Origin of the sequence: Mucilaginibacter pallidiroseus, from assembly GCF_007846085.1 — a bacterium.
Classification (GTDB): domain Bacteria; phylum Bacteroidota; class Bacteroidia; order Sphingobacteriales; family Sphingobacteriaceae; genus Mucilaginibacter; species Mucilaginibacter pallidiroseus.
This window is the reverse complement of the sequence record NZ_VOEJ01000003.1, coordinates 432,019-443,985: the sequence shown is the minus strand read 5'-3', so window position 1 is coordinate 443,985 and position 11,967 is coordinate 432,019. Positions and strand designations below refer to the sequence as shown.

11 protein-coding genes and 2 tRNA genes are annotated in these 11,967 nt (G+C 42.7%); 6 read left to right on the top strand and 7 right to left on the bottom strand.

Translation table 11 applies throughout. From position 1 onward, the window contains the following. Positions 1-53: 53 nt before the first annotated feature. Positions 54-605 (top strand): glycosyl-4,4'-diaponeurosporenoate acyltransferase CrtO family protein, encoded by a 552-nt coding sequence (locus FPZ43_RS08955; RefSeq protein ID WP_146381522.1) that lies wholly within the window; start codon positions 54-56, stop codon positions 603-605. Between the two features lie 5 nt (positions 606-610). On the opposite strand, the gene FPZ43_RS08950 is transcribed toward FPZ43_RS08955, so the two are convergent. Further along, positions 611-1,498 carry a winged helix-turn-helix domain-containing protein gene (locus FPZ43_RS08950; RefSeq protein ID WP_146381521.1) on the bottom strand — a complete coding sequence of 296 codons (888 nt, stop codon included), beginning with the start codon at positions 1,496-1,498 and terminating at the stop codon, positions 611-613. Between the two features lie 102 nt (positions 1,499-1,600). On the opposite strand from FPZ43_RS08950, the gene FPZ43_RS08945 reads away from it, so the two are divergent. Both FPZ43_RS08945 and FPZ43_RS08940 read left to right on the top strand, forming a co-directional pair. Then, on the top strand, positions 1,601-2,281 hold the full coding sequence (locus FPZ43_RS08945) for a YceI family protein (RefSeq protein WP_186461792.1): 681 nt from the start codon (positions 1,601-1,603) through the stop codon (positions 2,279-2,281). A gap of 21 nt (positions 2,282-2,302) precedes the next feature. Continuing rightward, complete coding sequence (locus tag FPZ43_RS08940) at positions 2,303-3,364, top strand: ligand-binding sensor domain-containing protein (RefSeq protein ID WP_146381519.1); 1,062 nt, start codon at positions 2,303-2,305, stop codon at positions 3,362-3,364. Between the two features lie 68 nt (positions 3,365-3,432). Here the strand turns inward: FPZ43_RS08940 and FPZ43_RS08935 are convergent. Then, a tRNA-Met gene (locus FPZ43_RS08935) sits at positions 3,433-3,505 on the bottom strand. Between the two features lie 140 nt (positions 3,506-3,645). After that, positions 3,646-3,721: transfer RNA gene (locus FPZ43_RS08930), tRNA-Met, on the bottom strand. 147 nt (positions 3,722-3,868) lie between these two features. Between FPZ43_RS08930 and era the strand changes: the two genes are divergently transcribed. Continuing rightward, positions 3,869-4,744, top strand: a complete 876-nt coding sequence (gene era / locus FPZ43_RS08925; protein WP_146381518.1) for a GTPase Era — start codon at positions 3,869-3,871, stop codon at positions 4,742-4,744. Positions 4,745-4,889: 145 nt separating this feature from the next. After that, the gene (gene der / locus FPZ43_RS08920; RefSeq protein ID WP_146381517.1) at positions 4,890-6,191 is read left to right on the top strand and encodes a ribosome biogenesis GTPase Der; all 1,302 of its coding nucleotides are present in this window, start codon (positions 4,890-4,892) and stop codon (positions 6,189-6,191) included. Positions 6,192-6,257: 66 nt separating this feature from the next. On the opposite strand, the gene radA is transcribed toward der, so the two are convergent. Further along, positions 6,258-7,718: a DNA repair protein RadA gene (gene radA / locus FPZ43_RS08915; RefSeq protein WP_146381516.1), complete on the bottom strand. Its 1,461-nt coding sequence runs from the start codon at positions 7,716-7,718 to the stop codon at positions 6,258-6,260. 75 nt (positions 7,719-7,793) lie between these two features. Beyond that, on the bottom strand, positions 7,794-8,066 hold the full coding sequence (locus FPZ43_RS08910; RefSeq protein ID WP_146381515.1) for a hypothetical protein: 273 nt from the start codon (positions 8,064-8,066) through the stop codon (positions 7,794-7,796). Between the two features lie 175 nt (positions 8,067-8,241). On the opposite strand from FPZ43_RS08910, the gene FPZ43_RS08905 reads away from it, so the two are divergent. Further along, positions 8,242-9,261: a carbohydrate-binding family 9-like protein gene (locus FPZ43_RS08905; RefSeq protein WP_186461791.1), complete on the top strand. Its 1,020-nt coding sequence runs from the start codon at positions 8,242-8,244 to the stop codon at positions 9,259-9,261. 78 nt (positions 9,262-9,339) lie between these two features. Here FPZ43_RS08905 and FPZ43_RS08900 read toward each other — a convergent pair whose 3' ends face one another. Both FPZ43_RS08900 and FPZ43_RS08895 read right to left on the bottom strand, forming a co-directional pair. Then, positions 9,340-10,890: an Rne/Rng family ribonuclease gene (locus FPZ43_RS08900; protein ID WP_146381513.1), complete on the bottom strand. Its 1,551-nt coding sequence runs from the start codon at positions 10,888-10,890 to the stop codon at positions 9,340-9,342. 232 nt (positions 10,891-11,122) lie between these two features. Next, entirely contained in the window at positions 11,123-11,965 is an 843-nt protein-coding gene (locus FPZ43_RS08895; protein WP_146381512.1) for a tetratricopeptide repeat protein, read from the bottom strand. Between the last annotated feature and the right edge of the window lie 2 nt (positions 11,966-11,967).

Here is an 11,967-nt window from a genome sequence, read left to right as displayed (position 1 = left end):
ATACTTAAACCCAGGGCAGCAAAGCGCCGGTTTTGCAAAGCCCATTAGCTGCAATGAAAAAAACACTTACCCTAAGCCTTACCATTTTATTTACGCTGGCCGCTATTTATGGCGTTGTCCGATTTATAAAAATGGACAGCTTTTCGTTCGCCTGGATTTTAAATTTCCTGCTTATGTCCTCCATGATATTAACCACGGGAGCACTCAAAAGCCAGCTAACTTCTTCCTATTTTGAAGAAAAAGCTTGGGAACAAAAAGGCAAAATATATGAATACCTTGGCATTAATATCTTTAAAAAGTTTTTGGTATTGATAGGTTGGGAAAAAGTTTTCAAATATACCTATCCTATAAAAACTCAAAGCGAGGCGCTGAAAAACCTATACTATCAAACCAAAAAATCTGAGCTCGATCACCTGATTATCTTTATCATCGTGCTGGGCTTTAATGTTTTTGTTGCTGTAAAGTTTGGCTTCGTTAAGTCTTTATCGCTGTTAATATTAAACCTGGTGTTCAACCTTTATCCAATTTTTCTGCAGCGCTACAACAGACCACGCATTAAAAAAGCACTCATGCTAAGCGAGAGAAGATCGGCTGCTAGTATATAAGTCCATCACGCTAAAACTTCAAGCTTGTAGCCCTTTCCGCGCACAACCACAATGTTGGTATAAGGGTCGGCCTCGAGTTTTCTCCTTAATTTTGATATAAACATATCCAGGCTGCGCCCAACAATTACACCCTCGTCTTCCCAAATCTCTTTTTGCAGGCGGCTCCTTTCAATTGTTTGATTTGGCAACGAGGCAAAAATACGCAGTAACCTTGTTTCGGTACCGGTGAGTTCTATCGTTTGATTATCAATAGTCAGCAACTTTTCCTGCGGATTAAATACAACCGAGCCGAAAGCAAATTTCCCTTCTTGGTGCTTACGGGTTTGAGGCTCCCCCTGTTTATCGCTTCGTAATAGCACAAACCCAACTAAAGCTAAAAAAGGGAGGCCGCCTAACAGGTATTGATTTTTGGCAAGATTGTTTTCAGGCTTAAACTTTACGCTTATTTGGTAATGGCCTTTGGGCTGTAATCGCCCTTTACACGGCACAACATCGTCCTTTTGGTTCCTCGATATGGCATAACCGTAAACAACATCCTTATTGGCGGCATCTAAAACATTTACAATATAGTTGTCTGTCTGCGGGTCTTTCGCCAATAATTGCCGTGCAGTGTTCACAAGCTTTTCCGGACGGAAGGTAAAGGCCTTTTCAAATATTATTCGGTATTCATCTTCCGCAATGTGTTTTATGGGTAAAACCCTTGACGTACTATCGCCAGCTTGCAAAAGCAACTGGTGCCCTATGCTACGCAGCAAAACTTCTCTCCCGGATGTGCTAAAACCGTCCGGCCCATTTATGCTAAAAGCTACGCAAATAGTGCAGGCAATTAATAACAGCGTAATGGCAAAATGGTAGCGAAGTTGTTGAAGACGGGCTTTTAAGGTAATTAGCATACTGTCAATATTTTATTTACAAAGTTTACATTTTTATTTACAATCGCCATTACGGCGGGCAAAATACAGCAGGGTAATTTTGACGCATCAAATCAAATAATGATGAAAACAAGTACTTACACTTCTCAAATTCGACCCGCAATCATTTTACTGTCGCTTATTTTTTCTTTTTTAATTCCCGGGTGCAAGGACCCTGTAAAAAAGGTAGAAGATACTAAAGCGCCAACAAGCTCGCTTAAGCTACACACCGGAGACCACAAGTATTACATGGCAGATGCAAAGCTAAGCGTATTACAATGGAAGGGAGCTAGCTTAAACGGATTGAATACACAAACCGGCTACATTTATCTTTCAAAAGGAGAACTAAAAGTAGAAAGCGGCAGGTTGACGGGTGGTGTGCTTGAAATAGATATGAATACCATTGAAGACAAATACCATGGGGCCAACAGCAAACTCGTAAACCATTTAAAAGACCCTGACTTTTTTGAAGTCAAAAAATTTCCCTTCGCTAAAATTTACATTACCAGTGTTACACCGGCCAAGATCGGGCTTAAAACAATTAATGGAGATCTTACTATAAAAGGTATCAGCCACCCGGTAAGCATCCCCGCCCAGGTCGAAATAGCAGACAGCGCTATAACAGCAAATGCTAAATTCACTATCGATAGAACGCTGTGGAACGTGCGTTATAAGTCGGCTAAATTTTATGAGCTTTTAGCCAATCAAACCATGTCTGATTCTATTTCCTTTCAAATCAAAGTGGTAGCTAAGAAGCAACGTTAACCCTGTTGTACTTAAATTAAAATGGCTAAATACTTATATATATACATCCTCCCCCTAATCACACTTTTAAGCGTTGCCTGTACACAACAGCCACAAGCTAAAAAAGTCCTTATTGATTCTTCAAGTTTCGCGACACGTACGATGCAGGGCCCAAACCGCATTACCCGCAACATTATACAAGATAAAAAAGGCAACATTTGGATGGCAACATTCGGTGGTGTTTATAAATACGATGGCAAATATTTTACGAATATTACAGCTAAGGTAACTTCGGCTCGGTTCTTTTCAATTTTACAAGACAGGAAGGGCAACTTTTGGTTTGGATCTGTTAATGCAGGAACATACCGCTATGATGGTAAGTATTTTGAAAAACTTACATCAAACGATGGCCTTCTTGACAATGGGGCAGGTGCAATTTTTGAAGATTATAAAGGAAATATTTGGCTTGGCGGTGCCAGTGGAATAACGCGCTACAACGGCCACACGTATGATCGGTACATCTTAAAAAACAATGGCATTTATAAGGATTTTGCTGCAAATACAAAACACGCCAAACACCTTTACGGTGTTACAACCATTATTGAAGATAAACACGGTACGCTTTGGGTTGGAGCCGGCGGTATGTTTCGCTTTAATGGAAAAAGCTTCGTTGCCTTTAACCATAATGGTCGGCCGTTTAAAAACATCCGCTCTGTTATTGAAGATAAAAAAGGAAACATCTGGATAGGCGGGGCCGATGGACTTTGGCGTTACGACGGAAATACCATAATGAATATCACAAAAAAGTTTGTTGGCTATGTGTATCAAGACAAGGCAGGAAACATCTGGACCAGCTCGGAAAGAGCTGACAATTTATATAACAATCTTCCGACTTATAAAAATGATAACAAAGCAGCATGGGCGCTTTCGCGTTACGATGCCAATACTTTATATACTAAAAAGCCAACAGTAACCGAAGTAGCATACAAACCAATAATTTTTGGAATACTGGAAGACGATAAAGGAAATATTTGGTTTGGCGATTTCGACGGCGTACATCGGTATGATGGTAAAACAATCACCGATTTTAAGGTGAAAAAATAGTTCCATTACGAAATATTTCAAATACAAAAAAGCCTCAAATCTTTCGACTTGAGGCTTTTAATTTTCGGTAGCGGGAACAGGACTCGAACCTATGACCTTCGGGTTATGAGCCCGACGAGCTACCAACTGCTCCATCCCGCACTGCGTTTGATATAATACATAACGGGCATAACTCCGAAATGTTTTGTCCTTGTTAAAAGAACTTTGTTTTGCAGGTAAAATATCCTGCTTTGTAAAATTTAAAAGGCCTCAAATCTAAACGACTTAAGGCCTTTTGATTTTGGTAGCGGGAACAGGACTCGAACCTATGACCTTCGGGTTATGAGCCCGACGAGCTACCAACTGCTCCATCCCGCACTATCTTTTATTGGTATTTTTCCGTTTCGGTCATAACCTCAAAACGTTTTTCAATTTGGCAAAAAGCAATTTGCTTTCCGTTTTAATTGGACTGCAAAGATATAATTCGTTTCTTTGCAGTCCAAAAATATTTTTAAATAATTTTTTATGGCACATAAGGCAGGTTTTGTTAGCATAATTGGTAAACCCAATGCGGGTAAGTCAACCCTTATGAATGCTTTGGTGGGCGAAAAAATGTCCATCATTACGCCAAAAGCACAAACTACACGTCATCGTATACTCGGTATTGTAAACAGCGATGATTACCAGATCGTTTTTTCGGACACCCCGGGCATCATTAAACCGCATTACGCGCTGCACGAAAGCATGATGCATCAAGTTGAAGGCTCAATAGTAGACGCCGACCTGATTTTGCTGGTCACCGATATTAACGAAGAATACGACGAGCAGGATGTGTTAAAAAAATTACAGGGTTCAACCGCGCCGCTTGCCGTGCTTATCAACAAGATTGACAAAAGCAACGAGGAAGATGTTAAGAAGAAAGCCGAGTACTGGAACGAACAATTAAACCCTAAAGTGGTTTTTGCTATATCTGCCCTGCATGATCATAACATAAAAGCCGTGATGGATTTTGTGTTAGAGAACCTGCCCGAGCACCCGGCCTATTATGACAAGGATGCACTTACCGACCGTAACGACCGATTCTTTGCATCAGAAATGATCCGTGCGCAGGTTTTTAAACAATACAAAAAAGAGATTCCGTACAGCACCGAGGTTATTGTAACCGCCTTTATTGAGGGCGATACCTTACATCGCATCAGTGCTGAAATTATAGTCGAGCGCGAATCACAAAAGAATATCATTATTGGCAACAAGGGCGAAATGCTGAAGATTGTAGGCACCTATGCCCGCCGCGATATGGAAGAATTTTTTCAGCGAAAAATTTTCCTCGAAATGTTCGTAAAGGTTATACCCGACTGGCGCAGCAAAAAAAATTACCTGAAAAAATTCGGGTACGAATAGTAGTATAGATTTGAGATATGAGATGTAAGATTTCAGATAATGCAGCATCAGTATCCCAAAAACAATTAATTTAGATGTAGCTTTGATTTGAACAGACTTAATTGCCTGTCTCACATCTCATGTCTCACATCTCATATCTAAAAAAATGAGTAACATAGTAGCTATAGTAGGCAGGCCCAACGTTGGCAAAAGCACTTTATATAACCGTTTAACAGAAAGCCGCAAAGCCATTGTTGACGATTTTAGCGGCGTTACCCGCGACAGGCACTATGGTGTATCTGAGTGGGTCGACAAAAAGTTTACCGTTATCGATACCGGCGGTTATGTAGCAAACTCTACTGATGTTTTTGAGGCGGCCATTCGTGAGCAGGTTATCATAGCAATTGAAGAGGCTTCGGTTATACTTTTCCTGGTAGATGTTACCACCGGCATTACCGACCTTGACGACGAGATAGCCACCCTTTTACGCCGTAGCACCAAGCCTGTGTTTGTTGTAGTAAACAAGCTTGACAACAATGCGCAGGTAAGCGATGCTACCGAATTTTACAGCCTTGGCCTCGGCGAAATTTACACCATATCATCAATGACAGGCTCGGGCACGGGCGAGTTACTGGATGAAGTGGTGAAACATTTTGAGGAAGAAGATCCTGAAGAAGCCAGCCGCCCTAAGTATGCCATTGTTGGCCGCCCTAATGTGGGCAAGTCATCCATCATAAACTCACTTATTGGTACCGACCGTAACATAGTAACACCTATTGCCGGTACCACCCGCGATTCGATCCATATCCATTACAATCAGTATGGTCATGATTTTATGCTGATTGATACTGCGGGACTGCGTAAAAAAACCAAGGTAAAAGAGAACATCGAGTTTTACTCGGTAATGCGCACCATCAAGGCTTTAGAAGAGGCAGATGTTATCATCCTAATGATAGATGCTACCGAAGGCTTCGAGGGGCAGGATATGAATATCTTCCACCTGGCCGAAAAGAATAAAAAAGGCATTGTGATTGTGGTTAACAAGTGGGATTTGATTGAAAAGAATAACAAAACCGTTAAGGTTTTTGAAGAACAAATCCGCGAGAAAATTGCACCATTTACTGATGTGCCTATTGTGTTCACATCCGTTACCGAAAAGCAACGCGTGCTTAGGGTTATCGAAACTGCTAATAAGGTTTATGAGAACCGCGCGCGTAAAATATCCACATCAAAGCTTAACGAGGTGATGTTGCCGATAATTGAAAAATATCCGCCACCTTCAATAAAAGGTAAATACGTAAAAATCAAATACGTTACGCAAATCAACGGAACATCGCCCATGTTCGCATTCTTCTGCAATTTGCCGCAGTATGTAAAAGAGCCTTACTACCGATTTATTGAAAACCAGCTACGCGATAACTTCGAATTATCCGGCTCCCCAGTGCAGGTTTGGTTCAGGCAGAAATAAGATGTTTGTAACCACAAAAAGAAACGGCGCGATAATCATCGCGCCGTTTCTTTTTTTTAATAGTCTTTATCCAAATAGTAATCCAAAAACTTCTTCTATCCGTCCAACAGGCTTTACATCGATGGTATAGCGCGAAAGATCGAGCCTTGTTTTGTCTTTCCCTGCGGATGGCATATTGTATTTCGAAATAAATATCTGCTCAAATCCCAGTTTCTGCGCTTCGGCTATGCGCTGCTCTACGCGGTTAACTGCACGTATCTCGCCTGACAGACCGATCTCCCCAGCAAAGCAGGTTTTGGCCGGGATGGGTATATCTTCATGCGATGATATGATGGCTGCCGCAAGCCCTAAATCGATAGCAGGATCCTCCACGCGGATGCCGCCGGTAATATTCAGGAACACATCTTTAGCCCCTAAGCGAAAGCCGCAGCGCTTTTCGAGCACGGCCAAAAGCATACTCATCCGTTTGGTATCAAAGCCTGTAGCGGTACGTTGCGGGGTGCCGTAGGGCGATGCACTTACCAGGGCCTGCGTTTCTATCAGCATAGGGCGCATACCCTCCAGCGTGGCCGAAATGGTGATACCGCTTAAAGGCTCATCCCGCTGTGATAACAAAATCTCGGAGGGATTTGATACTTCTCGCAGGCCCTCGCCAAGCATTTCATAAATGCCAAGTTCTGAAGCTGAACCGAAGCGGTTTTTTATAGTGCGTAAAATGCGGTAAACGTGGTGCCTGTCGCCTTCAAACTGCAGCACGGTATCAACCATATGCTCCAGTATCTTTGGCCCCGCTATCATACCATCTTTAGTAATATGGCCAATTAAGAATACCGGGGTAGAGGTTTCTTTGGCAAAACGCAACAGCTCGGCGGTACACTCACGCACTTGTGACACACTGCCCGTCGTAGACTCAATGTGTGCCGAGTGCAGCGTTTGTATCGAATCTATAACAACCAAATCAGGCTCAAGCTCCTCAATCTGCTTAAAAATGTTTTGTGTGGACGTTTCGCAAAGGATGAAGCAAGTTCCAGCCCCCCCCGCCCCCTGAAGGGGGAGCTCTTGATTTTGTTGCCCCTTCAGGGGGTTAGGGGGCTCCTGAGGGCTTAATCGCTCCGCGCGCATTTTAATCTGATGATCGCTTTCCTCGCCCGATACATACAGCACTTTTATATTTGGCATGTTAAGCGCAAGCTGCAGCATCAGGGTAGATTTACCTATACCCGGTTCACCGCCTATAAGCACTAATGAGCCGGCAACTATTCCGCCGCCAAGTACGCGGTTAAATTCCTTATCAGGCGTAAGCAATCGATGCTCTTCTTTGAAAGTAATTTCTGACACCGGTACCGGTTTGTTTGCACGCTGGGATGTTGGGGGGCTAGCTTTCCAGGTAGGTACAGATGCATTGGGTTTTTCGAGGATTTCCTCAACAAAAGTGTTCCATTGCTGGCAGCTTGGGCATTTGCCCAACCACTTTGGCGACTCGAAGCCACAGCTTTGGCAAAAATATGCGATTTTGGTTTTAGCCATTTATTTATCAGCAAGCAATTATGCTTATACAACAAAGCTAACCATTAAGGCAGACATTTGCTAATAAAGTTAGCTTTATTGAATATGCTTGATGAGAGACTTAATGTGGCTATAATCATCTTCGGGCATACCAACTATATGAGCTACGTGCTCTATATCTATGAAGAACTGATCGTCAACTGAAATATTATACTCAAACAGCTGGGTAACGATATGGTCTAGACACAATAGAAATTCATGTGCCGCCAAAAAATCTGTTGCATAATCTACATCAACAGATGTTAATCCATATGATGCAGCCCGGTCAATTATTGAATTCAAATGGGCTTTTACTTTGTAATCAAACACGAACTAAAGATAAATGATATTTTATAGTAAGGAATTACAATTCTTTTTTTATACCATTTAGCGGGCTTCATTACCTGATTACTATATTTAGGCCGTGACTATAAAAAGAAACCTTTTGGCAGCTCTGCTATCACTAGCTGGGTATTATGCAAACGCCCAGGATGCCTTTAAGGCAATGCCCCACCTCTTTACAATACCCAAAAATTACGTAGTTACCTACACGGCAGCAGCGCCTAAGATTGACGGCAACATAAATGACCAGGTATGGCAGCAAGCCGCCTGGACAGATGAGTTTGTTGACATTGAGGGCGATTTAAAACCAAAGCCACATTTAAGCACCAGGATGAAAATGCTTTGGGGCGATAGCTGCCTGTACCTTGCCGTTAAAATGCAGGAACCGCACTTATGGGCAAACCTTACCAAGCACGACCAGGTAATTTTTCAGGACAACGATTTCGAGATATTTATTGATCCTGACAATGACGCCCGCGATTACTTTGAGATCGAGATCAACCAGCGGAACAAGATTTTTGACTTATTCCTGCCCAAGCCTTATCGCGACAAAGGTGACGCGCTGATAAGCTGGGACGCTGCCGGGATGCAAAACGCTGTACAGCTGCAAGGAACATTAAATAATCCTAACGATAAAGACATAGGTTGGACAGCCGAGTTTAAAATACCTTTCAGTAACATCAAGATGGGCTTTGGCAGCGGTGCACCAGCAGAAGGCACAGTGTGGCGCATCAATTTTTCGCGAGTAGAGTGGGATACCGATGTAAAGAACGGTAAATACGTTAAGCAAAAAGATGCTAAAGGCAACAACCTGCCCGAGCGTAACTGGGTATGGTCGGCACCTGGCATTATCAGTATGCATGCGCCCGAACGCTGGGGATACCTGCAGTTTACAAAAAATAAGTCGGCCGGCGGCATCAGCTTTAAAGTGCCCTATGCTGATTTGCAAAAGCAATACCTATGGTTGGTATATTACAGCCAGCAAAAGTATCGCCAGCAGCATAACACTTATGCAAACAGTCTTGCAGACTTGGGCATAACTTCTGCCGAGGCAATAATTAAAGGCATTAAAAACACCTTGGCTGTTGACGGATCGAAACATCAGTACCTCGCCACCATTAGCGATGCCGACGGAAAAACATGGACCATAACTAATGATGGCTTGTTACGGATGCAGAAATGATCGCAAAGTGAGTTTACAAAAAGGGCCAGCATCTTCCTGATACCGGCCCTTTTCATTCATGTGCAAATTGCACGTCTACTATAGCTTTATTTCTTCGTCCTTACTCGAGAAAAACCTGAACTCGGTTATCTGGTAAGAAGGGTTATTTTTAACCTTAATCCACTGGCCATACTTAAAATACCATTTCATCTGGCGGGTATAAATACCTTTCTTGATGTAAGCCTCGATGTACGGATGTACGCAAAGCGTAATATTTTTCTCGTTCTGCTCGTCAAGTATGTAATTGAAATTGTTTTCAATATCATCCAGCAGCAAAATGGTTGGCCTTATAGTGCCTGTGCCGTGGCAGGTTGGGCAAACTTCGGTTGTTACGATGTTCATTTCGGGGCGCACACGCTGGCGTGTTATCTGCACCAAGCCAAATTTGCTTGGTGGCAAAATAGTATGCTTCGCCCTGTCATGTGCCATCTCGGCCTTCAGGTAATCAAAAAGCTCCTTGCGATTGGTCGGCTTGTGCATGTCAATAAAATCAACAACCACTATACCACCCATGTCGCGCAGGCGCAATTGCCGGGCAATTTCGCGCGCAGCTTCTTTATTTACCTGGAAAGCATTCTCTTCCTGGTTTTCCTTGTTGGCCGTACGGTTACCGCTGTTAACGTCAATAACATGCAGTGCCTCGGTATGTTCAATAACAAGATAGGCACCACCGGCAAGGTTAACAGTTTTACCAAAGGTAGATTTGATTTGCTTTTCAACACCATGGTGCTCAAAAATAGTCTCTTTACCCTTGTGCAGGCGTACAATGTTTTCCAGATCGGGAGATATCTCGTGTATGTATGACTTTACTTCCTCATACATTCCCTGTTCATTCACATAAATGTGCTGAAAGTCAGGGTTTAAAATATCTCTCAGAATGGTTGATGTACGGCCAATTTCGCCCAAAACCTTTTTTGAAGGTTCGGTACCGTGCAGCTTGGTAACAAATGTTTCCCATTTGGATATCAGGTCGAGAAGGTCTTTCTGCAACTCGTGCACACCCTTGCCCTCAGACACCGTACGGATAATCACACCAAAATGCTTTGGCTTAATGCTCTCCACTACCTTACGCAAACGGGCACGTTCTGTGTTGCTCTTGATCTTTTTCGAGATAGATATAACCTCAGAGAAAGGAACAAGCACCACATAACGGCCTGCAATTGAAAGGTCGGAGCTTAAGCGCGGCCCCTTGGTAGATATCGGCTCTTTTGCAATTTGAACGGGTACTAACTGGCCCTTAGATAAAACTTCAGAAACCTTACCGCTTTTATTTATATCAGCGTCGAGCTTAAAGTTATCTAACAACTTAGATTGGTATCCCCCGCTACGTACCTGTTTGGTTAGCTTAATCAGGCTTTGTACCTGCGGCCCCAAATCAAGGTAATGCAAAAAGGCGTCTTTCTCATAACCTACATCCACAAAAGCAGCATTAAGGCTCGGCATTATTTTTTTAATGCGGCCCAAATAAATATCGCCAACAGTATAATTGTTGGTAATCTGCTCTTTATGGAGTTCTACAAGTTGTTTGTCCTGTAATAATGCAATAGTAGCCCCGCTTGGGGATGAATCGATAATTAATTCTTTTATCAATTGCTACTCCATTTTAAGCGGCATAGCTGCTACGCCGCGTGTTAATAAGTGGGTAAAATACACACATAAAAATCCCGCGCGCAGGCGGGATTTTATAAGATGCCGGTTAGGGCATCTTATTTTTTCTTATGTCTGTTTTTTCTTAAACGTTTTTTGCGTTTGTGGGTAGCCATTTTATGTCTTTTACGTTTTTTACCGCTTGGCATAATAATAAGTTTTAAATGTTAATGATTTATTTTTTTAATTCCTTTATATACTCGTCAATGCGCTGGCCAGCAACCGGGTCGCCCATTAACTCTTTGCATTTTTCGTAAGCTGCAATCGCTTCTTCTTTTTGCCCAAGTTGTTTGTAGCTTTCGGCAAGGTAAAAATAAGGCTCTACCTCTTCTTTAATAGCTACCATGGTTTTAAACCTTTGCACCGCCTTGTCATACTGGCCACTCTTCATGGAAAACATACCCAGGTTTAAAAGGGCATCATGATTCTTAGGCTCCTGCTTAACCACTTCAAGCAATAGTGCTATGCCTTGCATTGGCATGGCGCCACCATTAACGTAAGCAATACCCAAGCCCATTTTAGCCTCAAGGTTGTTTGGCTGTAGTTTGGTTGCGTGGTCAAACGCTTCTACAGCATTTGTAATAAACGCAGCCTGTGCGGCCGTATCCTGGCTCACTTTATAAGCCGAGTTAAAGCGCTTACCTGCATCTAACCAGTCAGCCAGTTGATTGCTTTGAAGTGCAATATCTAAATAATAAAAGGCTGCAGGGGCAAACTGGCCTACTTCATCCCACTTTGTTGCCAGCTGTTTTTGTAAAGCAAGTTTGCCACCAACCGGGGCATTGCTAAGCTGCGCTTCAAGATCAGATATTTGTTTGGCCGGTGTTGTCTCTAAAGCCTGTTTTGCCGTGGCCGATACATCTGCAACAGTTACTGTAACAGCGGCTTTTGAAGCTGTGGCTGCCGCGGCGGTGGTGTTTTCCGGTTTGGGTTTTATTAAACCTTTAACAGGTAAAGCATACAAATAGCCCATAACAACTAATATTATTACAATGGTGGCTATTTGCGACTTGTTCATGC

Coding starts and splice junctions, on each gene's coding strand:
- FPZ43_RS08955 (WP_146381522.1), top strand. CDS start 54: ATGAAAAAAACACTTACCCTAAGCCTTACCATTTTATTTACGCTGGCC.
- FPZ43_RS08950 (WP_146381521.1), bottom strand. CDS start 1,498: ATGCTAATTACCTTAAAAGCCCGTCTTCAACAACTTCGCTACCATTTT.
- FPZ43_RS08945 (WP_186461792.1), top strand. CDS start 1,601: ATGAAAACAAGTACTTACACTTCTCAAATTCGACCCGCAATCATTTTA.
- FPZ43_RS08940 (WP_146381519.1), top strand. CDS start 2,303: ATGGCTAAATACTTATATATATACATCCTCCCCCTAATCACACTTTTA.
- era (WP_146381518.1), top strand. CDS start 3,869: ATGGCACATAAGGCAGGTTTTGTTAGCATAATTGGTAAACCCAATGCG.
- der (WP_146381517.1), top strand. CDS start 4,890: ATGAGTAACATAGTAGCTATAGTAGGCAGGCCCAACGTTGGCAAAAGC.
- radA (WP_146381516.1), bottom strand. CDS start 7,718: ATGGCTAAAACCAAAATCGCATATTTTTGCCAAAGCTGTGGCTTCGAG.
- FPZ43_RS08905 (WP_186461791.1), top strand. CDS start 8,242: ATGCCCCACCTCTTTACAATACCCAAAAATTACGTAGTTACCTACACG.
- FPZ43_RS08895 (WP_146381512.1), bottom strand. CDS start 11,965: ATGAACAAGTCGCAAATAGCCACCATTGTAATAATATTAGTTGTTATG.